We start from the raw sequence: 20,901 nt of genomic DNA on the forward strand, positions 1-20,901 counted from the left end.
GTCCCGGGCCGGCGGAGAAGTCCGCCGGCCCGGGTACAGCCCTTTCCCGCACGGATCTGATGCCGTCACGACTCTGGGAAGTACACGGACCCGGAGCTACCCTCCGCGCATGATTCCCACGGTTGTCTGGGGTACCGGCAACGTCGGCCGCGCGGCGATCCGCGCCGTCGACGCCCATCCGGCACTGGCACTCGCCGCCGTCCTCGTGCACGATCCCGCCAAGGCCGGCCGCGACGCGGGCGAACTCGGCGGCCTCGGACGCACGCTCGGGGTCGCGGCCACCGAGGACATCGCCGCCGTTCTGGCCGCCCGCCCCCGCGCGGTGGTCTACGCGGCGTCCGGCGACATCCGTCCCGATGACGCGCTGGCCGACATCGGCCGGGCGGTCCGGGCCGGCGCGGTGGTCGTGACGCCCTCCCTCTATCCGCTCTACGACCAGCGCAACGCCCCGCCCGAGCTGCGGGAGCCGGTCCTGGCCGCCGTCGCCGAGGGGGGCGGCTCCCTCTTCGTCTCCGGTGTCGACCCCGGCTGGGGCAACGACGTCCTGCCGCTCCTGATCAGCGGCCTCGGGACCGAGGTGGACGTCATCCGCTGCCAGGAGATCTTCGACTACTCCACGTACGAGCAGGAGGACGCGGTACGGCATCTGATCGGGATGGGCCACCCGATGGACTACCAGCCGCTGATGCTGGCGGAGGGCGTTCCGACGATGGTGTGGGGCGGCCAGATCCGGCTGATGGCACGGGCCCTGGGCGTCGAACTGGACGAGATCCGCGAGACCCTGGACCGCCGGGCGCTGGAGGCGGCGGTGACCACGCGCACGATGGGCGCGTTCGCGGCGGGCACCCAGGGCGCGGTCCGCTTCGAGGTCCAGGGCGTCGTGGCCGGCGAGCCCCGGCTCGTCATCGAGCACGTCACCCGGATCCACGCCTCGTGCGCGCCGGACTGGCCGTCCCCGCCCGACGGGGTGGGCGCACACCGCGTGGTGATCGAGGGGCGGCCCCGGATCGAGGTGACGGTCGAGGCCTCCGACGAGGGCGAGAACCGGTCGGCGGGCGGGAACGCCACCGCGGTCGGACGGCTCGTCTCGGCGATCGACTTGCTGGTGGACGCGGAGCCGGGGCTGTACGACGCACTCGATGTCCCGCTGCGGCCTGCGGTGGGCAGGCTGGGAAGGAGACCGGCATGATCATCGATGTTCCGGAGGGCCAGGAGCCCATCGGTTACGTGTGGGGGGAGATGGTCCCCGGCATCGGCGCGGCCGCCGCCGCGTTCTCGATGTCCGTCTACGAGCACACGACTCTGGGGCTGCGCGAGTTCGAGGCGGCCCGGCTGCGGGTGGCGCAGATCAACGGGTGCCTGTTCTGTCTGGACTGGCGGACCGAGCGGGACGGGACGAAGGTCGAGGAGGAGTTCGCGGCCGCGGTGACCGAGTGGCGTACGACCGGGGCCTTCGACGAGCGGACCCGGCTCGCGGCGGAGTACGCCGAGCGGTACACGCTCGACCATCACGGCCTGGACGACGCCTTCTGGCAGCGGATGACCGCGCACTACAGCCAGAGGGAGATCGTGGAGCTGACGATGAGCATCGGCTCGTGGCTGGCGTTCGGGCGGCTCAACCATGTGCTGGGCATCGACGCGGTGTGCGTTCTGCCCGGTCACTGACGGAGTCCGGGGCCGCCGGGTTGGCACTCCCGGCCCCGGGCTCTTCGCGGGCTCCCGACGGCGACGGCTCGCCTACAGATCGGTCGCGATGATCCGTTCGATGTTGCGCTCGGCGAGCGCGGTGATGGTGACGAACGGATTGACGCTGGTGTTGCCGGGGATCAGCGCCCCGTCGATGACGTACAGACCGGAGTAGCCGTGCAGCCGGCCGTGGTTGTCGGTGGCCTTGTCCAGGACCGCGCCGCCCAGCGGGTGGTAGGTGAGGTGGTCGCCCCAGATCTTGTAGGTGCCGAAGAGGTCCGTGCGGTAGATCGTCCCCTCCTTGCGGTTGATCTTGTCGAAGATGGTCTTCGCGGCGTCGATGGACGGCTGCTTCCACGCCGTCTGCCAGTCCAGTTCCGCCTTCGCCGCCGCCGCGTTCCAGGTGAAGCGGGCGCGGTGGGGGTTCTTGGTGATGGAGAGGTAGAACGACGCCCAGGTCTCGATGCCGGTGGGCAGCGGAGCGATCTCGGCGAACGCTCCCCCGGCGTCCCAGTTGTCGATGCCGCCGGTGGGGATGGACGACTGGACCTTCCCGGTGGGGTCCCAGAGGTGGTTGGCGCGGCCGCACATGACGTTGCCGTTGTCGCCCCAGCCCCGGCCGATCTCGTCGTTGAGGAGGGGCAGCGCTCCGGTGGCCTTGAGGCCGACGAGCAGTTTGCTGGTGCCGACGCTGCCCGCGGCGAAGAACACCTTGTCCGCGGTGACGGTCTTGGTGACGGTGGTCTGTCCGCCGGTGTTCAGCTGGTCGATGAGCACGGTGTAGCCGCCGCCCGGGGCCGGGGTGACCGTGGTGACCTTGTGCAGCGGGGAGATGGTGACCCGGCCGGTGGCTCTGATCCGTTCGATGTAGGTCTTCTGGAGCGACTTCTTGCCGTGGTTGTTGCCGTAGAGGATCTCCCCGTCCAGGGCTGACCTGGGGACGGTCCCGGCCGCCTCCTGCTTCATGTAGTCCCAGTCGTAGACGGCGGGGACGAAGAGGAACGGGAAGCCGGAGCGCTGGGCGTGTTTCCGGCCGACCCTGGCGTACTGGTAGCAGTCGGCGCTGTCGAACCAGGCGGGGTCGATGGTGCCGACACCGAGCCCGCTGTTGGCTCGCGGGTAGTAGGTGGCGTACATCTCCGCGGCGTTCACCGTCGGGAGGATCGCGCCGAAGTTCTCCCGGCGCGGTGTGACGGCCATGCCGCCGTTGACCAGGGATCCGCCGCCGACGCCCCGGCCCTGGTAGACCGTGATGCCGCCGAACTCCTCGGCGTCGAGGATGCCGGTGCGGCAGTTGACGTTCTTGTCGAGGGGGAAGCCGAGGAAGTTGCTCAGCGGCTGCTTGGTCCGGGTCCGCAGCCAGAAGGAACGGTCGTCCGGCCTGGTGGTGTTGGCGAAGATCTTCCCGTCCGCGCCGGGGGTGTCCCAGGCCATGCCCATCTCGACCATATGGACGTCCACGCCTGCCTCGGCTAGGCGGAGGGCTGCCACGGAGCCGCCGTATCCGGTGCCGATGACGAGGGCCGGCACGTGGGCCCCGGATCCGATCGGCGCCGCCGCCGCACGGACTCCGGCCCATGCCCGAGGAGCGTGCCCGACGATGGCCGCGGCCCCCAGAAGAGAACCTGTTCCCGTGATGAATCTTCGCCGCGAGACCCCCTTGGTCTCACTTTCCTGCATGGTAGCGTCGCTCATGTGACCCTCCTCACTCTCGACAGAGTGGAACAGGTTCTACTGCCGTTCGCGTGGTAAGTCACGGGAAACTTGGGGGTAACTTCCCGGCGACACCCCCCGTACGACACAGGAGCCCCGGACCGTGCGGTCCGGGGCTCCATGTGCTGCTCGGTCGCGCGATCAGTAGGCGCCGAAGACGTTGTCGATCGAGCCGTAGCGGTCCGCGGCGTAGTTGCACGCGGCGGTGATGTTGGCGACCGGGTCGTAGCTGTCGGTCGAGGTGCCGGGCACGTGGTAGGCCTGGAAGGTCGGGTCGATGACCTGGAGCAGACCCTTGGACGGAGTGCCCTTGGCCGCGTTGGAGTCCCAGTTGTTGATGGCGGCCGGGTTGCCGGAGGACTCGCGCATGATGTTGCGGTGGATGCCCTCGTAGGTGCCGGGGATGCCGTGCTCGGCCATGACCGCCAGCGACTCCCGGATCCAGCCGTCGAGGTCGTTCGTGTACGTGACGGCCTTCTGCTCGGCGGCCTGCGCGACGGGGGCGGCGTTGATGCGCTCGGAACGGTCGGCGCGGTCCGTCGAAGTACCGCGCTCGGCGGACGGGGAAGCCTTGGCCGCCTTGTCGTCCGACGAGGCGGCGATGACCAGCTTGATGCCCGGGTGAATGAGGTCGGGATTCGATCCGACGATCTTCCGGTTGCCTTCGTACAGCTTCTTCCAGCCGCCACTGACGGAATACTCGCGGGCGATCTTGGAAAGGGTCTCACCCGCCACCACGGAATGCTTGGCGGGGGCGGCCTTCGCAACGGAATTCACCGGTGCGGCCACCGCGGCGGGAGCCACGGCCTGCGGCGCGGCGGCAGCGGCGGGAGCAGCGAACGCGCTGGTGGCGCCGATCACCGGAAGGGCGAGAACGGCCCCTCCGGCGGTCACGGCGGCGAGGGTGCGGCCGAGCGAGGTGGACGGGGAACGGCGGTGCTTACCCTGTGCGGGCATGGGGGATTTCCTCTCCGGCGCCTGCGAGGTGAGCTGTCGGGTTCAGACGGGAGATGTCTGGCCGCATCGATGTGCGACTTCACCCCAAGCCGTTCCGGTTACGGATCGGCGACTTACCTGGGTCCCCCGCTCCTGCCGTACGTGAGTGGGTTTCGGATTCCCGGACGGCGGCAGGATTCGGCGTTCCATCCGGATTGACGGTGACCGTAGGCGAGAAACACCGGACGGAACAAGCCCCGCATTCCGGATTCCCTTTTCCCCGCATGATCGAATAGCGGAATTCCCGCATCGGGCCGCGCCGTCGCGGCGTCAACTTTCTTCGCACAGAAGGGAACCGATGCGTCCACTTCGGCGTCCGCCCCCGCGGACGTGACGCTCACCACTCCCTCGCGCCGATGGCGAAATCGAGACTGAGCAAAAGTCTCAGAATCCCCGATAAGCCCTTTATGGACCAGGAGACGTATAGAGGTCAAAACGGTCATAGCGGGATAATGAATCGGGTTAATCGGGCACCCTGGCCGGGGGTGACCGAAGGGCTCGCGCGGCGATCGCTTACGGTGTGGGGTGGAGACTAGTAAGCCAAGCCTTACCTCCGACGTACGCTGTACCTGCCCGCGTTCGCCCGCCCCGAAGGATCACCACGCCATGACACGCCCCGTCCGCGTCGCCATTGTCGGAGCCGGCCCCGCCGGTATCTACGCTGCGGACGCGCTGCTCAAATCCGAGGTCTGCCAGGACCCGGGGGTCTCCATCGACCTCTTCGAGCGCATGCCCGCGCCCTTCGGCCTCATCCGCTACGGCGTGGCACCCGACCACCCTCGGATCAAGGGCATCGTCAAGGCTCTGCACCAGGTGCTGGACAAGCCCCAGATCCGGCTCTTCGGGAACGTCAGCTACCCGCACGACATCGGCCTGGACGACCTGCGGTCGTTCTACGACGCGGTGATCTTCTCGACGGGCGCCGAGGCCGACCGCGCGCTGGACATCCCCGGCATCGAGCTGGACGGCTCCTACGGCGCGGCCGAGTTCGTCTCCTGGTACGACGGGCACCCCGAGGTCCCGCGCACCTGGCCGCTCACCGCGGAGAAGGTCGCCGTGCTCGGCGTCGGAAACGTGGCCCTGGACGTGGCCCGGGTCCTGGCCAAGACGGCCGACGAACTGCTGCCCACCGAGATCCCGGACAACGTCTACCAGGGCCTCCGGCAGAACAAGGCTCTGGAGGTGCACGTGTTCGGCCGGCGTGGCCCGGCACAGGCCAAGTTCAGCCCGATGGAACTGCGAGAGCTGGACCACTCCCCCAACATCGAGGTCATCGTCAACCCCGAGGACATCGACTACGACGAGGGCTCCATCGCGACCCGCCGCGAGAACAAGCAGGCCAACATGGTCGCGCAGACCCTCGAGAACTGGGCGATCCGCGACGTCGGCGACCGCCCGCACAAGCTGTTCCTGCACTTCTTCGAGTCCCCGGTCGAGATCCTCGGCGAGGACGGCAAGGTCACCGCGCTGCGCACCGAGCGCACCGAGCTGGACGGCACCGGCAACGTCCGGGGCACCGGCCGGTTCACCGACTGGGACATGCAGAGCGTCTACCGTGCCGTCGGCTACTACTCCGAGGAGCTGCCCAAGCTCCCCTTCGACGTCACCTCCGGCACCGTCCCGCACGAGGCGGGCCGTGTCATCGCCGGGGACGAGCACATGACCTCGGTCTACGTCACCGGCTGGATCAAGCGCGGCCCGATCGGCCTGATCGGGCACACCAAGGGCGACGCCAACGAGACGGTCGCCTGCGTCCTGGAGGACCGCGCCGCCGGCCGACTGCCCGAGCCGGCCACGCCCGCGCCGGAGGCGGTCGAGGCGTTCCTGGACGACCGGGGCGTCCGCTACACGACCTGGGAGGGCTGGCACAAGCTGGACGCCCACGAGCAGGCGCTGGGAGAGGCCCAGGGCCGTGAGCGGATCAAGGTCGTCGAGCGCGAGGGCATGCTGGACGCCTCCGGCGCCTGATCGGCAGGACGCTTTCCGGCCACCGTCTAGGAGGCCGGATCCGGGGCGCCCGTCGTACGCCCCGGGTCCGGTCTCCTGAACGTGCGCCACAGATCGGGCCCCGGCTCCCGCGCCGTCCGGGCCCGTCGGCTGCGAGGGGCGTCGGCCCAGCGGGCGGCGAGCAGGAGCGCGATGTCGTCGGGGCGGTCGGTGGCCGCCCTGGCCTCTCCGATGACCTGGTCGGCCGTGTCGGCCAGCGGGACGGCGCCGATGCGTTCGACGGTGGCGCGCAACCGCTCGATGCCCTCGTCGATGTCCGTCCCCGGGCGCTCGATCAGCCCGTCCGTGAACAGGGCCAGCATCGCCCCCGGTTCGAGCCGTATCTCCGTGACCGGGTAGACCGCGTCCCCGTCGATCCCGAGCACGATGCCGCCGGGCAGGTCCAGCACCTCCGTCCGGCCGTCGGGCCGCCGCAGCACGGGCTGCGGATGCCCCGCCCGTACGGCACGGGCCACGCCGGTCGCCGGGTCGAGGGCGATGTAGCAGCAACTGGCGAACTGCCCCGGGTCCAGATCGATGAGCAGCCGGTTCGTGCCGCTCACCACCTCCTGGGGATCGTGCTTGCTCAGCGCGAAGGCCCGCACCGCACTGCGCAGTTGGCCCATGGTCGCGGCCGCGGCGACGCCGTGTCCCTGCACGTCCCCGATGACCAGCGCGAGTTCGTGGCCGGTCTCGATGACGTCGTACCAGTCACCGCCCACGTCCATGCCCTGGGTGCCGGAGAGATAGCGCCCCAGCGTGTCCACCCCGTCCGCCTCGGGCAACCGGTGGGGCAGCAGGGCGTCCTGGAGACCGCGGGCGAGGGCCGACTCGCTGTCGTAGCGCTGGGCGCGCTGCAGGGCCTGCGCGATCAGCCCGGCCAGGGCCGTCAGGACCGTACGCTCCTCCGGGCTGAAGCCGCGCGGCCGGTCGAAGCCGAGGATGCAGGAACCGACGGGCCGTCCCGAGGCGATCAGCGGGAGGAACGCCCGCGCCCCGACGTCCGCGTCGATCGGGATGCCCGGATAGGCCTCGGCCAGGTGCTGCATGGACTCGAAGAAGATCGGGCGGCCCGTGGTGAGGGTCTCCACCCCGGGAATGCTCACGTCGAGCCCGACCCCGTCGAAGCGGTCGAGGAAGCCCTTGGGGAACCCCGTCTCCCAGGCGAGATGGAGATGGCGCTCGTTCAGCAGGTAGATCGCGAGCTGACGGCCGCCGAACGCGGGCAGCAGCTCGTCCGTGACCACCGAGGAGACCTGACGTGCCGTCACCGCCTCGGTCAGGGCGATGGCGAGGGCCACCGGTCGGTACAGCGCGGAGGAACGGTCGGCGGTCGAGCCGATGCCCAGCCCCGGCGCGGTGACGGAGCCGGGGGCGTAGGCGGGCTGATCGGTCGCCTGGAGGACGACGCTCAGCCCGTCGTGGCCGGGGTACAGCGACACCGACAGCCAGAGTGCGGGCGGGCGCCGGGCGAGGAAGTGGACGGGCTCGTCCGCGATCAGGGCCGCCCGGTAGTGGTCCTCGTAGGCCCCGTGCCCGAACCACGGCAGGGCCTGCCACACCGGTTGGCCCACGAGCTCGGTGCGGGGGTGGCCCAGCAGTTCCTCGGCGAGGCCGTTGGCGTACGTGATCCGGCCCAGCCGGTCCAGGGAGAGGATTCCCCGGGGCAGCCGGTCGGCGGCCTCCGGGACGACGGGCCCGGCACCCAGGTCGACCAGGAAGCCGGTCAGATGGCTGGCGGAGACGTCGCCGTCCGGGTGCGTCCAGCGGCCGGACAGCTCCAGCAGATGGGACCGGCCGTCCGGGCCGCGCAGCCGCATCCGGCGGACGACCGGTTCGGCGGACTCCACCGTCTGCCGGGCCAGCGCCCACAGCCCGTACACGTCCTCGGGGACCAGCCGTTCGGCGAGCGCGTCGACGGTGCCCGGGAAGGCGGCGGGCTCGAAGCCGAGAATCGCGCAGAGCTCGTCGTCGGCGGCGACCTGCCCGGAATGCAGATCCCAGTCGAAACGGCCCACCCGCACCGGGGGCGTGGTGGCGGCGGGCAGTTGCACGGGGACCGGCTCGCTCTCCCAGACGCAGTCGACGCCCCGTCGCTCCAGATCGGTGAGCGCGGCGCCGAGCCGGCGGCCCAGGCGGTGGAGACGTTCCCCGTCGGCGCGGGCGACGGGCTCCCCCGGTGTGGAGGCCCGCAGGACCGCCAGCACACCCATGCTTCCCCGGGGCCCGGTGATCGGCACCCACAGGGAACCGAAGGGGAACGGCAGCCCGGCCATCAGCTGCGGGAAGCGGCGCATGGCCTCCTCCGCGTCGGAGAGCAGCACGGGCCGCCCCGAGCGGTAGGCCTCGGACACCGGGAACGGGCGGTTCACATGCATCCGCCACCAGGGCCGGAACAGCGGGCCCGGCAGTCCGGCGAGCACCGCGAGCCGGAGCAGTCCCGGCGTCCGGCTGCGCAGGTAGACGCCGCCCGCGTACCCGTCGCTCGACTCGACGGCGCTGACGAGGGCCTGGGCGAGGACGAGGGACAGTTCGTCGGGCACCCGGCCAGCGTCGGCCGCCCCGGCGACGGTCCCGTGTCCGGCGGGCGGGGAAGACCGGGGCGTATCGTGCCGGGTCACACAGCCAGCATGCTCCCGATGCGGGGTGCCCCGCACCTCCGGCGACCGGCCGCCCCCCGTCGGCCGGTCGCCGTCCGCCGGGTCAGTACAGCTTCGCGACGGCGGTGCGGGTGGTCTTCCGGAACCCCTTGAGCGGAGCGTCGTCCAGCTCTCCCATCTGCCCCCACTCGACGACGGTGACGGTCCGGCCGTCGCGGCCCACGGAGAACAGCCCGATGTCGGTGGCGCCGACCTCCGGGTAGGACGTGTCGATGCTGTAGAGGTGCGCGCCTTCCTCGACGTCGATCCGGCCGTGGTAGAGCGCCTCCCCCTCCAGGCCGGGGTCCTGCTCCTTCAGCCGGTCGAGGCAGGTCTCCAGGGAGCTCCGCAGCTCGGCGGCGAGCTTCTTGGCCCGGGCGGTGGTGGGGGCGACGGTGATGGTCTGGCGGGCGTTGGTGTCCAGCTCGGTGCGGAAGTCACGGTGGCGGCTGCCGGCCGCCGGAGCGATCCCGGTGGTGCACACGGATCCTTCCGCGGGCACTCCCTCGCGTACCGGACCGGCCGTCCAGGGAGTGTGGGAGGCGGGCAGCTGGTCCGCGCTGAGGAACTTCGGCCGGGCGGGCTCGGAGGCCGGGGCCGCGGCGGCGGGCACCTGGGCCAGGGCGGTGACGGCGAGGCCCGTGGCCATGAGGGTCAGCAGGGCGGAGCGGAGGTTGCGCATGGTGAGGTTTCCCCGATTCGGATGGTGCGGTCGGATGATGCGTGCCGTGCGGCCGTACGTACGGCGTCGCGCCGAGGCGTACGAAGCCGGGTGGCGCTGTACGAAGCCCGATGGCGCTGTACGGCGGCGGTACGGAACGGGCACCAGAGTGGGCCGACGCTCCGGATCCGGACAAGCGCGAGGGGACTTCCCGCCGGGCTGGAACCGTCCCACCCCTGGTGACGTGGGTGTTCTCCGGGGGCTGGAACGCCCTGGAACGGCGGAAGGGGAGGTCGAGCGTGTCGGGTGACGCCGAGGGCGCCGCGCGGACGGTGCTGGCGGAGCGGCTGAGCGCGCTGCGGGAGGGGTCGGGCCGGACGTACGCGTCGCTGGCCCGCCGCATCGGGGTCAGCGGCTCGACGCTGCACCGGTACTGCACGGGCCGGACGGTGCCGGTGGAGTTCGCCCCGGTGGAGCGGCTGGCCCGGCTGTGCGGCGCACCGGCCGACGAGCGGGAGGCGCTGCACCGCCTGTGGCTCCTGGCGGACGACGAACGCCTCGACCGGCAGGGAGCGACGGAAGGGCAGGAGCACGTGGGGGCGCGGAAGGGCGGGGCGCCACCGAAGGGCGCCGCGGCCTCGCCGCCCGCGCCAGGGGCCCTGTCCGGGTCCGCCGGACGGCCCGGCGAAGAGGCGTCCGAAGCGGTGGGATCTCCCGCCTCCACCCCAACCTCCGGCACCGACTCAGGCTCAGACTCCGACTCAGGCTCAGACTCCGGCCCCGGCCCCGGCCCCGGCCCCGGCCCCGGCCCCGGCCCCGGCCCCGGCCCCGGCCCCGGCCCCGGCCCCGGCTCCGGCTCCGGCTCCGGGCAGTCCGGCACGATCGGGGGACGCCCGTCACGGACATCGGCACGCCGGCCGCGTCGCATCCACCGCTACGGGCAGGGGCTCGGCGTCCTCGCCGCGGCGGTCCTCGTCCTCGCTCTGGTCGCGGCCTTCGGACGGCCGTGGTCGTCGGGGCCCGACGGCCCCTCGCCGGCGGCCCACACGCCGGGCGGGCCTGCGGTGAACACTCCGGAGTCCCCCTCCCCCGGCTCCCCGCGCCCCGAGAAGCCGCGGGGCACGGCGAGCGGGTCCGCGCGGAGCACGCCGTCCGGCAGCCCCACGCCGGCCGAGCCACCCGGTGCCGGGCAACGGAGCGGGAGCGTCCCTGAGTCCTCCGCTTCCCCGTCCGGCCCGGAAGCCGGGCGGGTGCCCTTCACCTGGACCGGCGACGACCATGTCTGGAAGAACGGCTGCGACCACGCCTACCTCCTCGACCGGGCGCCCGACGCCGTCCCGCCCCCGCCCGCGGAGGCCGACGCGGCGTCCTGGGCGGGGGCGCTGGGCGCGGTGCACGCGGGCGAGACCGGTGTCCGGATCACCTTGCAGGGGCGGGACGAGCGGGCCGTGCTCCTGGAGTCCCTGCGCGTCCGGGTCGTCGAGCGCCGCTCACCGGACCCGGGCCGGGTGTACCGGATGAGTTCCGGCTGCGGCGGGTCCCTCACCCCGAGGATGTTCGACGTGGACCTCGACGCCCCCCGCCCCGTGGCCCGCCCGCTCGCGGGAAACGACTCCGGCGAACGCATCGAGGCGGTCGCCTTCCCGTACCGCGTCTCGGTCACCGACCCCGAGGTCTTCCTGATCACCGGCCGCACGGTCGGCTGCGACTGCTCCTGGGTCGCGGAGCTCACCTGGAGCAGCGGCGGCCGGTCGGGCACGGTGCGCATCGACGACGGCGGGCGGCCGTTCCGTACGAACGGGGTACGGGGGCGCCCCGTACTCGACTACGACACGTCCGCCGGCCGCTGGGTGCCCGTGGCGGACGCCGCCGAGTCCGGTGAGACGGCCGGGGCCGCGTCCTGAGCCGATGACCGCCGCGCGGAGGCGTGCGGGGCCGGGGGCGCTCATGCTGGTGGGGCGTGCCCGGCGGACCGGCGTCGGCAGCGGAGGCTTCCGGTGGAGGTGCCGATGGACCCCGTCACCGCCCTGCGGCGGATCGCGTTCCTGCTGGAACGCTCGCAGGCCGACACCTACCGGGTGAAGGCCTTCCGTACGGCCGCCGCCGCCGTGGACGCCATGCCCGCCGGGGAGGCGGCCGAGCGGGTCGCCGCGACGTCCTTGGAGCGGGTCCCCGGCATCGGGCCGCGGACGGCCGAGGTGATCCGTGAGGCCGTGGCCGGGCGGACGCCCGGGTATCTGGATCGGCTGGAGCGGGAGGTGGCGGCGGAGCCGCCCGCCGAGGCGGGTCAGGACCTCTTCGCGCGGCTGACGGGCGACTGCCACACGCACTCGGACTGGTCGGACGGGGGCAGCCCGATCGAGGAGATGGGCCGGACCGCCGCGGAGCTGGGCCACGCGTGGGCCGTTCTCACCGACCACTCGCCCCGGCTGAAGGTGGCGCGCGGTCTGTCCCCGGAACGGCTGCGGGAGCAGCTGGAGGTGGTGGCACGGCTCAACGGAACGTGGGCCCCGTTCCGGCTGCTGACGGGGATCGAGTGCGACATCCTGCCGGACGGCTCCCTCGACCAGGAGGACGAGCTGCTGGAGCGGCTCGACGTGGTGGTGGTCTCCGTCCACTCCGAGCTGCGGATGGATCCGGCTCCGATGACACGGCGGCTGGAGGCGGCCGTGCGCCATCCGCGGGCCCATGTGCTCGGCCACTGCACAGGACGCCTGCTCGGCGGGCGCGGCCGCCCCGAGTCGCGGTTCGACGCGGACCGGGTCTTCGCCGCGTGCGCCGAGGCCGGGACGGCGGTGGAGATCAACTGCCGGCCGGAGCGGCAGGACCCGCCCCTGCGGCTGCTGCGCAGCGCCGTCGCGGCGGGGACGCTGTTCGCGATCGACACGGACGCGCACGCCCCGGGCCAGCTCGACTGGCAGCGGCCGGGGTGTGCCCGTGCCGAGGAGTGCGGGGTGCCTGCGGACCGGGTGGTGACTACCTGGAGCGCCGAACGGCTCCTGGAGTGGGCCGCCTGACCCCGCACCCCCGCCCGGAGCTGACCGCCCCCTCGGGACGAACACGCGCCCGCCGCCGCAGGTCACACAGGACCTGCGGCGGCGGGCGCGTGCGCCGGCGGGGCTACTTCTGCGGGTAGATGTCCCCGGCCTCCATGGCGCTCTGCTGTTCGCTCCGGTCCCGGATCGTCCGGGACTTCCTCTCCAGCCGCTCACGTTCCTGCGGGTCGCTCGCGCGCTCCGCGGCCTCGTGGAGCTGCTGGGCCTTGTCACGCATCTGCCGAGCCAGGTCGGCCGGTTCGTCCGAACCGCTCATCACCACTCCTTGGACGCCGGGTACGGGATCTCTGCCCCCAGCGAACCAGCGACCGGCCGCCTCCGCATCCCGCGCGGCCCGGCCCCGGCCTGCTCCGCATCCCGCGCGGCCCGGCCGCCGGGAGCGGCGGTGCCGCCGCGTCACGGGCGGTCAGGCGGGCTGCCGGCCGAGACGCCGCAGGAGCACGCGCAGCCGGGGGTGGCGCGCGTGTGCCTCCTCCGAGCGGCGGTTCAGCTCCTCGCCGAGCCGTCGGGTGCGCTCCTCGGTGTCGAGTTCGGCCAGCACCCGGTCGATCTCGGCGAGCAGGGCGCCGTGCAGCTGCCACTGGCGCGGGTGCTCCTGGACGTCCTCCAGCAGCAGGTCGGCCACCCGGTCGCGGGTGGCGCGGCTGCGGACGAGCGCCTCGGCGAGCCGCTCCTCGGCCGCCTCCGCGTCGGCCGCGAGCTGCGTGGTGACCAGGACGGCGAAGCTCTCGATCGCCTCGGCGATGCGGCCGAACAGTTCCTGGAGCAGCTCCGACACATCGGACGGGAAGAGCGACTCCTCGGTACGGGCCTTCGCCAGGTCGGTGAGGGTACGGGAGAGGACACGCAGGACGACGGCGCAGATCTCCAGGGTGTCGAGCCCGGTCCGCAGGACGACCCGGTGCAGCAGCCCCTGCCTCACCCTGGGGTTGAGGGTGAGACTCTCCTCCGCCTGGCGCAGCGAGGCGTCGACCTCCACGATGTCGTGGTCGAGCCTGCGGGCCTCGTGCAGCCGGGCGGCGGCCCGGGGTACGGGGTTGTTCCCCACCACCTCCTCGCCCATGCTGCGCAGCATCGTGCCCATGCGGGCGGCGAGGGACTCGATGGACGAACCGGCCGAGGCGACCCAGACGGGCGGGGCGAGGAGCAGATTGAACAGGAGGCCGACCACGGCGCCGATCAGCGTCTCCCACACCCGGTCCCAGGCGGTGTCGGCGACCCGGGAGACGCCGAGGACGAGCATGGCGCTGATCGCCACCTCGGGCACGAACTCGTTGACCCGCACCAGCCGTCCGATCAGCAGCGAGGTGAAGATGGTGAGGCCGAGGCTCCACCAGCTCAGCCCCACCAGAGAGCTGAAGCCGATGGCGATGAGGACGCCGACGACGACCGAGTTCACCCGGCGGATGCCGGTGGTGAGCGTCGAGTAGAGGGTGACCTGGACGACCAGGAGCGCGGTGAGGGGAGCGGTGAGCGGGGCCGGTTCGGGCAGCAGCCAGACGGCCACGGAGTAGGCGATGACAGCGGCGGCCGTCGAGCGCAGCGTCTGCACCCCGGCGGGTTCGGTGGTGCGCTGCACGAGCTTGACGACGGGGGCGGAGACTCGGGGCATCTCTTGACGGTGCCCGGATTCGTCCCGCCGCAGCGCTCCCCGGGGCAGGGCTCCGCCGTACGGCCGCGTATCGGGACGGAAACCCGCACGGCGTGCGCGGAGCCGCGGCCGGAGAGACCCTGGAGGCATGGCTGTACTAGTGAATCCCCCAGGAGAGACACCCCCGGCCGAGGGTTCCATCGGCGAGGCCCATGAGGAACGCGCCGACGGCGGGCTGTGGGAGCACCCGGGTGCCTGGACCGCCCTGATCGTGCTGGGGGCGCTCATGGTCGCCGGGTTCTTCCTCGCCCGGATCTTCGGTTACGGGTGACCGGCGGGACGTCCCCGTCGGCGCGCCGGATCACCGACGTGCTCCTCGAGGAGTACGGACGGACCTACGCGGCGGAGGCGGGGATCAGGCTGGGCAACACCCCGCAGCCGCTCTACCAGCTCCTCGTGCTGAGTGACCTGCTGAGCGCCCGGATCCGCGCCCCGGTCGCGGTGGCCGCGGCGCGGGCGTTGTTCGGGCACGGTTTGCGCACCCCACGCCGGATGGCGGACGCGACCTGGCAGCAGCGCGTGGACGCGTTGGGCGAGGGCGGCTACCGCCGCTACGACGAGCGGACCTCCACCCAGCTCGGAGAAGGCGCCCGCCTCGTTCTCGACGTCTGGAAGGGCGACCTGCGCCGACTGCGCGCGGAAGCGGACGGCGACACGGAGGCGTTGCGGGCGGGTCTCCGGCGCGTCCCGGGGATCGGCCCGGCGGGTGCCGACATCTTCGTACGCGAGGTCCAGGCCGTATGGCCCGAGACCGGGTTCTGGGTCGGTGCGAAGGGGATCCAGGGGGCCGAACGGCTCGGCCTACCGGCTTCTACCGGCCGGCTGTCCCGGCTGGCGCGCGATGAGGACCGCGCCGCTTTCGCCGCGGCGCTGGTCAGGGCGGCTCTCGACCGGAAGACCGCCGAGGCGGTCCGGGAGACGGCCCTCGCACGGAAGTGAGCCCGGCCCGGTCGTGCGGTTCCGGGCGGGGGCTCTGGAGACCCGGCGCGGGCCACGGGGGCCCATGGACCGGGCCCCGCGTGGGCACATCAGTCGAGCCACGTAAGCCGACGCACGTCGGCAAAGGCGCGGCGGCCCAGACATACCAGCGCAGGCGCATCGGCGAAGGCACGTCGGCGCAGGGCCGCCGGCACAACGGCGAAGGCGCCCGGACCGTACGGTGACGGCTCGGGCGCCTCGCTCCCCCTCAGCGGTCGGCGGCGGACCGCGACGCGCGTGCCAGGGCCTCCTCGTGGCGGGCCTCGGACTGTTCCCTCCTGCCCTCGGCCTTCAGCCGCTCGTTCCCGAGGGCGATGCCGTCCGACTCCTTGATCATGCCTCTGAGCCGCCGCGCCTTGGCGCGGGCTATCCCGGTGCTCTTGCCCACAGCTGCCTCCGTGCCGCGAGGGAGATACGCGCTTCCTCCCTCCACTATGCCTACCCGCGCGGTGAGACGCCGGGTCTACAGCAGCGGTTCGTCGTCGTCCGGTCCGCCGCCCTCGACCCGCAGCGCCAGGTCCTGGAGGACGTCGGCCGACGACACGTCGGTCTGCCCGGAGTCGTGGACCTGGGCGAGCATCGTGAAGGCGAGGGTGAAGGCGCTCACGAGCTGTTCGACCGCACCGCCGACCTCGCGCCCCACGACGGCCACCACCTCCTCGACGGAGAAGTCGTCGGGGATGGCGATGTGCGGCATCGTCTCGTTCAGCAGGGCGGTGACGGCACCCGCTCCCGCGTCCAGATCTTCCCGTTCGAGGTCCGCCTCCAGCAGACGCTGCATTTCGCGCGCCTCTGTGAGGATGCCGATCACGCGCTTCACGACTTCCCGTTGCTCCATGGGCGCGAGCATAGGGTGTGCAACCCGGTCGCAACGTCCGGTCGAGTTGACTCGCGTCCGGTTGTCGCGGCGCCGCCACGGCCGGAAAGGGGCAGGTCCATGGAGTGTGACCCGGTATCACCCGCCGTCGAGCTGACCCCCGCCGCGGCCGTTCTGCTGCGGCGGCTGCGGGCGGACCACGGCCCGTTGATGTTCCATCAGTCCGGCGGCTGCTGCGACGGCAGCGCGCCGATGTGCTATCCGGCGGGTGAGTTCCGCACCGGGGACGCCGATGTGCTGCTGGCGGAACTCGCCGTCGAAGGAATGTCCGAAAGCGTGCCTTTCTGGATGTCACGGAGCCAGTACGCGGTGTGGGCCCACACCCGGCTGATCGTGGATGTGGTGGAGGGCCGGGGCAGCGGCTTCTCGCTGGAGGCCCCGGAAGGGGTGCGCTTCCTCATCCGTTCGCGGCTGGCGGGCGGATGAGGCGACGCACGGCCCTGCCGTCGACACCGCCCGCCGGTCGACGCCACGCACGGCGAGGCCGTCGCGGCGGATGATCTCCCCCTCCGTGGAGCAGCGTCGCGGCAGCTCGCCCACCACTCCGTCGCGGCAGCCCCGGGTCCGCTCAGGGCTGGGGGCGCTTCGGGCGGGAGCGGTTCTCCCGCATGGCCCGGCGGATCTCCGCGGCGGTGGTGCGTGCGTGCTCCGTGGTCGCCGTGTGGTCGGCGACCGAGGTGACGAAGCGGTGCAGCGGCTGCCGGCAGTGGGCGCAGGGGGCGTCGGTCATGAGGTGGTGGCCGTCCTCGCAGAGCGGGTCGGTGCAGGAGCCGGGGCGCAGGAGCTGCTCGGCGATGTCCTGGGCGCTCCACCGGCGGCGGCCGTCCTCGTCCAGCTCGCCCAGCGCGTGGCCCCACCGCAGGTTCCAGCGCCGCTCGATGCGCTCGCGGAGCTGGGCGGCGCTGCGGACGGCGATCTCCTGGTGGATGAGGTCGTGGACGGTGCTGGGCACCCTGCCTCCGAGGGCCTGGAGGAGCTGGTGCGGCAGGGCCTGGAGGACATAGCCGCGGGGGTTGCTCCGGGCGTTCTCCCGCCAGCGGTCGCAGGAACAGGAACCGTCGGGACGCCGGGGGGTGTGGCAGCGGCCGCACAGCCCGCGGCACTCGGCGCACAGCCCGCCGTCGAGCCCGTCCAGATGGGGCGCGGGGGCACGGCCGCACTCGTGGCAGCAGGCCGCGCACGGACCGCAGAGCCGTTCACTGCCCGCCTTGGTCGTCCAGGTCCGCATCTGGCACCGGCAGCACAGGGCGGTGTTGCAGTACTCGTGGTGGGCGGCGCCCGAGTGCCGGCCGGAGGGCGGAAGAGACATCTGCCCATTGTGCGCGATGCCCGGCGCGGATGCGGACGGTCCCCCGCGCCCTGACTCGTACGGGATCAGCGGTGGAGCCGTACGGGACCCGGCGGCGGGGAGCCTGTCAGGGGTGCAGGCTGCTGACCAGGTCGGCGGTGGCCCCGACGCCGTCGTGGATGGTGGGCGCCATGCTCGTACCCGCCAGGAAGAAGCCCAGCAGGAGGCAGACCAGGGCGTGCGAGATCTTCAGTCCGCCGTTGCGCAGAAAGATCACCGCCAGGATCACCAGGAGCAGCACCAGTGAGATCGAGATGGCCATGCCCTACCTCCTCCGCCGCGCCCGATGTGCGGCTTTTCGGCCGCCAGTGTGGCGCAGCGGAGGCGCCGTTCGGCGCACTGGCGTGTCCGCCGAACGGGTACTTCCGGAAGGCCGCGCGTTACGGCGTCGAGGAGGCATCCCGCCGGGCCCGCAGGAACCGTTCGAGCCCCGCCAGGTCGTCGGTGTTGAGGTGGTCGACCCCGGCGGCGAGCAGTTCCGCCCAGACCGCATCGCGTTCGGGGCCCGCCGCGTCCGGGGTGGCCCAGAAGCGGATGCGGCGGCCCTCGCGATGGGCGGTGGCGACGAGGGCGCGGAGCCGGTCGCGCTCGGCCCGGGGGAAGGGGCCCGCGCCGAGCCAGCTGAAGCTCTGGGTCCAGTTGGCGCTGACGAGCGGGGCGAAGGAGGCGGGGGCCGGAGTGCCGAGGTCGTCGAGGCGGCCGTCGTAGAAGGCGAGGCGGGTGCGCTGCGCCTCCATGGGGGCGCGGGCGGCACGGTCGCCGGAGATGACGGCGGTGACGGCCTTGGGGACGACGCGGCCGTGCTGGTGGCGGGTGAGCATGCGGTGGTGTCGGCGCAGTTGCCGGTCCAGCTCGTGGTAGGCGGCGACGCCGTCGGCCTTGATGTCGATGAGGAGTTGCAGCGGTTCCCGGTGGTACGGGTGGACGCTGCCGTGCCCGGCGCGGACCAGGGCGGCGAGCGGGTCGAGGTAGAGCGCGGCGAGCGTGCGGGTGGGGTCGAGAGTGGCGGGCTCGTGGGCGACGAGCAGTTCCCCGTCGACGAGGAACACGTCCGCCTCCACGCTGGTGAACCCGTGGGCGAGCGCGTCGTGCAGCGGGCGCGGGTGCAGGTAGTCGTTGTGCGCGTGCGCGTGGCGTAACGGGCGCGGGCGGACGGGTGCGGCGACCGCGGTCGCGGTGGGGACGGCGACGCCCGCGGCGGCGGTGGCGAGGGCGACGGTGAGCGCGCGGCGACGGGTGAGGTGGGCCATGGGGACTCCCTGAGCGGCGGACGGGGTCGCGTCGAGTATGGGGGCGCGAGAACCAGTTCCGTCAGGTACCTGACAGGTGTTCGGCGATGTTTCACGCCGTGGCCACCTCAGCGGTCCCCCGCCCGCCGGACGCGGCCGGCGGGAGGCCCCTGAAGCCGTCCGGACTCCTACAGCTGTCTCAGGTGGTCGCGCAGGCGCCGGGCGGCTTCGGCCATCAGCCCGTCGACGCCCGGCTGCGCGCCCGCCGGGACCGACGATTCGGTCAGCACGGCGACGGCGAAGGTCTGTCCGTCGGCGTGCTCCACGACACCGATCTCGTGTCTCAGGTTCAGCAGGGTGCCCGTCTTGGCGGACCACCGGCTCGCGTCGGAGCTGAAGTCCGGGGTCAGCCGGTGGCGCAGCACGTTGTGGGCCATGAGGTCGCGGAGCCGTTCGGCCACGTCCGGATGGATCTTCGACGGGGTCCACAGGGCCTGGAGGAGGTCGACGAAGGAGCGGGCGCTGCCGGTGTTGGCGCGGGTCGTGTCGAGCTGCGGCACCCGGTGGCCGCGGCCGCTGGTGCCCGCGTCGATGGCCAGCGCGTGGGCGAGGTGCACCTGGTCGGCGTCGAAACGCTCCACGGGCGTGTCGAACAGCTCCTCCGTGCGGTGCCGGACCGTGATGCCGCGCAGGTCGGCCTCCCGCAGGAGACCGGCGACCCGCGCGGGCGGCGTGAGGTCGAACAGCGCGTCGGCGGCCGTCCCGTCGCTCAGGCAGGTGCTGAGGTACAGCAGGTCGTCGACGGCGATCCTGGCGGGGTGCCGGAAGCGGCTGAGGCCGGTGGGGCCCGGCGTGGTCACGCGGCCGGGCGCCACGTCCAGCAGGGCCGCGCCGTCCAGCTCACCGCGCCGGATGCGTTCGAGCGTGGCGAGCGCGAGCGGGACCTTGACCAGGGAGGCCGACGGCAGGTGCGTGTCCGGATCGATGCCCAGCTCCTCCCCCGTGTCCAGGTCCCGTACCAGCAGGCACGCGCGCAGACCGCCCTCGGACAGCCGGGTACGCACGTCCCGCACCAGGGCCTCGGTGTTCATGCCGCCTTCCCTTCCCCGGCGCCGGCCGGGTCGTCCCCGCCCAGGCAGCGGGCGACGGCCTCGCCCAGCCGTGCTTCCACGGGCAGGGGGCTGCCGTCCGCCGCGACCGTGAGGGCGTAGCCCCGGCGCGGGGTCGTCTCCCCGATGGGTCGCCAGACCAGGGCGAGTTCCGCGGCCTGGGCCCGGGAGCACAGCAGCAGGTCGTCGGAGCAGAGGACCTCGGCCGCGGCGGCCGTCAGGTCCGGTGCGACGAGGACCTGCGCGGGTCGCAGGCCCACCGCGTCCCGCAGCCGCGTCAGAGGATCACGGACATGCGGTACGTCGTCCTCCGGCTGGATCCAGACACGGCGGGCCGGCCCCGGCTCGCCCCGCCCGAGGCGCAGCGTCTCGACGTAGATCCGCCGCACCCCCTCGTCGCGTGCCCCGGCCAGCCCCAGGGGCACGGACCAGGACGCCCCCTCCGCGGGTACGGCGAGCAGCGCGGCACGCACCTGCCGGGCCTGGAGCAGCTCCCTGCGCAGCGCCGGTCCGGCGGCCCGGAGGTCCAGCCGGACGCCGTGGCCCCGTGCCTCGGCGACCAGACGTGCCAGGGCGGACGCGGGGCAGACGGCGGGAACGGCCAGTCGCCAGGGCTTGTGCTTGACGGCTTCGGCCTCCTCCAGCAGGACGTCGGCGGCCCGGACGAGTCGCCGGGCGGCGGCCAGCATGTCGCGCCCGAACGGGGTGAGCACCGCCCGCCGCGACGTCCGCTCGAACAACTGCCCGCCGAAACGCTCCTCCAGGGCCGCGACCCGTCGGCTCGCCACCGACTGGGACATCCCCGCGGCGGCCGCCCCGTCGGTGAAGCCCCCGTACTCACCGACGCTCACGAACGCCCGACACGCTCCGACCAGATCCACACCCCGAGCCTATGCGGTTTCGGCATGGAAACCCCCATGAGCGTATTGGACCGCATGACGGGACGGGGACGAAAGTGACTCCGGCAGGCAT

The 20,901-nt window shown here is 72.8% G+C and carries 21 protein-coding genes and 1 riboswitch; of the genes, 8 read left to right on the top strand and 13 right to left on the bottom strand.

Annotated features, from left to right (window positions below; genetic code table 11):
* Window positions 1–109 precede the first annotated feature (109 nt).
* Together KME66_RS01375 and KME66_RS01380 are read left to right on the top strand one after the other, a co-directional pair.
* A complete protein-coding gene (locus KME66_RS01375) occupies window positions 110–1,189 on the top strand; it encodes a dihydrodipicolinate reductase (RefSeq protein WP_216318000.1) in 1,080 nt (359 codons plus the stop codon).
* Complete coding sequence (locus KME66_RS01380; RefSeq protein WP_073223516.1) at window positions 1,186–1,665, top strand: carboxymuconolactone decarboxylase family protein; 480 nt, start codon at window positions 1,186–1,188, stop codon at window positions 1,663–1,665. Before KME66_RS01375 ends, KME66_RS01380 begins: the two co-directional genes overlap by 4 nt.
* 72 nt (window positions 1,666–1,737) lie before the next feature.
* Here the strand turns inward: KME66_RS01380 and KME66_RS01385 are convergent, their stop codons facing one another.
* Both KME66_RS01385 and KME66_RS01390 read right to left on the bottom strand, forming a co-directional pair.
* Window positions 1,738–3,381 (bottom strand): GMC oxidoreductase, encoded by a 1,644-nt coding sequence (locus KME66_RS01385; protein WP_216318002.1) that lies wholly within the window; start codon window positions 3,379–3,381, stop codon window positions 1,738–1,740.
* A gap of 159 nt (window positions 3,382–3,540) precedes the next feature.
* Window positions 3,541–4,356 (bottom strand): transglycosylase SLT domain-containing protein, encoded by an 816-nt coding sequence (locus KME66_RS01390; RefSeq protein ID WP_216318004.1) that lies wholly within the window; start codon window positions 4,354–4,356, stop codon window positions 3,541–3,543.
* Between the two features lie 5 nt (window positions 4,357–4,361).
* A riboswitch (cyclic di-AMP (ydaO/yuaA leader) is annotated at window positions 4,362–4,549 on the bottom strand.
* A 452-nt stretch (window positions 4,550–5,001) separates the two neighbouring features.
* On the opposite strand from KME66_RS01390, the gene KME66_RS01395 reads away from it, so the two are divergent.
* On the top strand, window positions 5,002–6,363 hold the full coding sequence (locus tag KME66_RS01395; RefSeq protein WP_073223523.1) for an FAD-dependent oxidoreductase: 1,362 nt from the start codon (window positions 5,002–5,004) through the stop codon (window positions 6,361–6,363).
* 26 nt (window positions 6,364–6,389) lie between these two features.
* Here KME66_RS01395 and KME66_RS01400 read toward each other — a convergent pair whose 3' ends face one another.
* Window positions 6,390–8,924 (bottom strand): SpoIIE family protein phosphatase, encoded by a 2,535-nt coding sequence (locus KME66_RS01400; RefSeq protein ID WP_216318006.1) that lies wholly within the window; start codon window positions 8,922–8,924, stop codon window positions 6,390–6,392.
* A gap of 160 nt (window positions 8,925–9,084) precedes the next feature.
* A complete protein-coding gene (locus KME66_RS01405) occupies window positions 9,085–9,702 on the bottom strand; it encodes a hypothetical protein (RefSeq protein ID WP_216318008.1) in 618 nt (205 codons plus the stop codon).
* A 278-nt stretch (window positions 9,703–9,980) separates the two neighbouring features.
* On the opposite strand from KME66_RS01405, the gene KME66_RS01410 reads away from it, so the two are divergent.
* Together KME66_RS01410 and KME66_RS01415 are read left to right on the top strand one after the other, a co-directional pair.
* On the top strand, window positions 9,981–11,585 hold the full coding sequence (locus KME66_RS01410) for a helix-turn-helix transcriptional regulator (protein WP_253208196.1): 1,605 nt from the start codon (window positions 9,981–9,983) through the stop codon (window positions 11,583–11,585).
* Window positions 11,586–11,690: 105 nt separating this feature from the next.
* The gene (locus tag KME66_RS01415; RefSeq protein WP_216318012.1) at window positions 11,691–12,698 is read left to right on the top strand and encodes a PHP domain-containing protein; all 1,008 of its coding nucleotides are present in this window, start codon (window positions 11,691–11,693) and stop codon (window positions 12,696–12,698) included.
* A 103-nt stretch (window positions 12,699–12,801) separates the two neighbouring features.
* Here KME66_RS01415 and KME66_RS01420 read toward each other — a convergent pair whose 3' ends face one another.
* Window positions 12,802–12,993, bottom strand: coding sequence for a DUF6381 family protein (locus KME66_RS01420; protein ID WP_216318014.1), 192 nt, complete (start codon window positions 12,991–12,993; stop codon window positions 12,802–12,804).
* Window positions 12,994–13,143: 150 nt separating this feature from the next.
* Window positions 13,144–14,349, bottom strand: coding sequence for an aromatic acid exporter family protein (locus KME66_RS01425; RefSeq protein WP_073223533.1), 1,206 nt, complete (start codon window positions 14,347–14,349; stop codon window positions 13,144–13,146).
* Between the two features lie 127 nt (window positions 14,350–14,476).
* On the opposite strand from KME66_RS01425, the gene KME66_RS01430 reads away from it, so the two are divergent.
* Together KME66_RS01430 and KME66_RS01435 are read left to right on the top strand one after the other, a co-directional pair.
* Entirely contained in the window at window positions 14,477–14,659 is a 183-nt protein-coding gene (locus KME66_RS01430) for a DUF6480 family protein (RefSeq protein WP_073223535.1), read from the top strand.
* Window positions 14,656–15,327 carry an endonuclease gene (locus KME66_RS01435; RefSeq protein WP_216318016.1) on the top strand — a complete coding sequence of 224 codons (672 nt, stop codon included), beginning with the start codon at window positions 14,656–14,658 and terminating at the stop codon, window positions 15,325–15,327. The genes KME66_RS01430 and KME66_RS01435 overlap by 4 nt, the downstream gene beginning before the upstream one ends.
* A 247-nt stretch (window positions 15,328–15,574) precedes the next feature.
* On the opposite strand, the gene KME66_RS01440 is transcribed toward KME66_RS01435, so the two are convergent.
* Together KME66_RS01440 and KME66_RS01445 are read right to left on the bottom strand one after the other, a co-directional pair.
* The gene (locus KME66_RS01440; RefSeq protein ID WP_216318018.1) at window positions 15,575–15,754 is read right to left on the bottom strand and encodes a hypothetical protein; all 180 of its coding nucleotides are present in this window, start codon (window positions 15,752–15,754) and stop codon (window positions 15,575–15,577) included.
* 75 nt (window positions 15,755–15,829) lie between these two features.
* Window positions 15,830–16,216: a hypothetical protein gene (locus KME66_RS01445; RefSeq protein ID WP_073223541.1), complete on the bottom strand. Its 387-nt coding sequence runs from the start codon at window positions 16,214–16,216 to the stop codon at window positions 15,830–15,832.
* Window positions 16,217–16,303: 87 nt separating this feature from the next.
* On the opposite strand from KME66_RS01445, the gene KME66_RS01450 reads away from it, so the two are divergent.
* A complete protein-coding gene (locus KME66_RS01450) occupies window positions 16,304–16,669 on the top strand; it encodes a DUF779 domain-containing protein (RefSeq protein ID WP_073223543.1) in 366 nt (121 codons plus the stop codon).
* Between the two features lie 142 nt (window positions 16,670–16,811).
* Here KME66_RS01450 and KME66_RS01455 read toward each other — a convergent pair whose 3' ends face one another.
* The 5 genes from KME66_RS01455 to KME66_RS01475 all read right to left on the bottom strand — a co-directional run bounded on the left by KME66_RS01455 (window position 16,812) and on the right by KME66_RS01475 (window position 20,810).
* Window positions 16,812–17,552, bottom strand: coding sequence for a hypothetical protein (locus KME66_RS01455; protein ID WP_073223545.1), 741 nt, complete (start codon window positions 17,550–17,552; stop codon window positions 16,812–16,814).
* A 106-nt stretch (window positions 17,553–17,658) separates the two neighbouring features.
* Window positions 17,659–17,853, bottom strand: coding sequence for a hypothetical protein (locus KME66_RS01460; protein ID WP_073223548.1), 195 nt, complete (start codon window positions 17,851–17,853; stop codon window positions 17,659–17,661).
* Between the two features lie 118 nt (window positions 17,854–17,971).
* On the bottom strand, window positions 17,972–18,841 hold the full coding sequence (locus KME66_RS01465; RefSeq protein ID WP_216318020.1) for a phosphatidylinositol-specific phospholipase C/glycerophosphodiester phosphodiesterase family protein: 870 nt from the start codon (window positions 18,839–18,841) through the stop codon (window positions 17,972–17,974).
* 167 nt (window positions 18,842–19,008) lie between these two features.
* Window positions 19,009–19,911 (bottom strand): serine hydrolase, encoded by a 903-nt coding sequence (locus tag KME66_RS01470; RefSeq protein WP_073223553.1) that lies wholly within the window; start codon window positions 19,909–19,911, stop codon window positions 19,009–19,011.
* Window positions 19,908–20,810, bottom strand: a complete 903-nt coding sequence (locus tag KME66_RS01475; RefSeq protein ID WP_216318022.1) for a LysR family transcriptional regulator — start codon at window positions 20,808–20,810, stop codon at window positions 19,908–19,910. Before KME66_RS01475 ends, KME66_RS01470 begins: the two co-directional genes overlap by 4 nt.
* Window positions 20,811–20,901 lie beyond the last annotated feature (91 nt).

Origin of the sequence: Streptomyces sp. YPW6 (assembly GCF_018866325.1) — a bacterium.
Classification (GTDB): domain Bacteria; phylum Actinomycetota; class Actinomycetes; order Streptomycetales; family Streptomycetaceae; genus Streptomyces.

Coding starts and splice junctions, on each gene's coding strand:
- KME66_RS01395 (WP_073223523.1), top strand. CDS start 5,002: ATGACACGCCCCGTCCGCGTCGCCATTGTCGGAGCCGGCCCCGCCGGT.
- KME66_RS01420 (WP_216318014.1), bottom strand. CDS start 12,993: ATGAGCGGTTCGGACGAACCGGCCGACCTGGCTCGGCAGATGCGTGAC.
- KME66_RS01390 (WP_216318004.1), bottom strand. CDS start 4,356: ATGCCCGCACAGGGTAAGCACCGCCGTTCCCCGTCCACCTCGCTCGGC.
- KME66_RS01415 (WP_216318012.1), top strand. CDS start 11,691: ATGGACCCCGTCACCGCCCTGCGGCGGATCGCGTTCCTGCTGGAACGC.
- KME66_RS01425 (WP_073223533.1), bottom strand. CDS start 14,349: ATGCCCCGAGTCTCCGCCCCCGTCGTCAAGCTCGTGCAGCGCACCACC.
- KME66_RS01455 (WP_073223545.1), bottom strand. CDS start 17,552: ATGTCTCTTCCGCCCTCCGGCCGGCACTCGGGCGCCGCCCACCACGAG.
- KME66_RS01380 (WP_073223516.1), top strand. CDS start 1,186: ATGATCATCGATGTTCCGGAGGGCCAGGAGCCCATCGGTTACGTGTGG.
- KME66_RS01375 (WP_216318000.1), top strand. CDS start 110: ATGATTCCCACGGTTGTCTGGGGTACCGGCAACGTCGGCCGCGCGGCG.
- KME66_RS01430 (WP_073223535.1), top strand. CDS start 14,477: ATGGCTGTACTAGTGAATCCCCCAGGAGAGACACCCCCGGCCGAGGGT.
- KME66_RS01445 (WP_073223541.1), bottom strand. CDS start 16,216: ATGCTCGCGCCCATGGAGCAACGGGAAGTCGTGAAGCGCGTGATCGGC.
- KME66_RS01460 (WP_073223548.1), bottom strand. CDS start 17,853: ATGGCCATCTCGATCTCACTGGTGCTGCTCCTGGTGATCCTGGCGGTG.
- KME66_RS01405 (WP_216318008.1), bottom strand. CDS start 9,702: ATGCGCAACCTCCGCTCCGCCCTGCTGACCCTCATGGCCACGGGCCTC.
- KME66_RS01470 (WP_073223553.1), bottom strand. CDS start 19,911: ATGAACACCGAGGCCCTGGTGCGGGACGTGCGTACCCGGCTGTCCGAG.
- KME66_RS01385 (WP_216318002.1), bottom strand. CDS start 3,381: ATGAGCGACGCTACCATGCAGGAAAGTGAGACCAAGGGGGTCTCGCGG.
- KME66_RS01450 (WP_073223543.1), top strand. CDS start 16,304: ATGGAGTGTGACCCGGTATCACCCGCCGTCGAGCTGACCCCCGCCGCG.
- KME66_RS01465 (WP_216318020.1), bottom strand. CDS start 18,841: ATGGCCCACCTCACCCGTCGCCGCGCGCTCACCGTCGCCCTCGCCACC.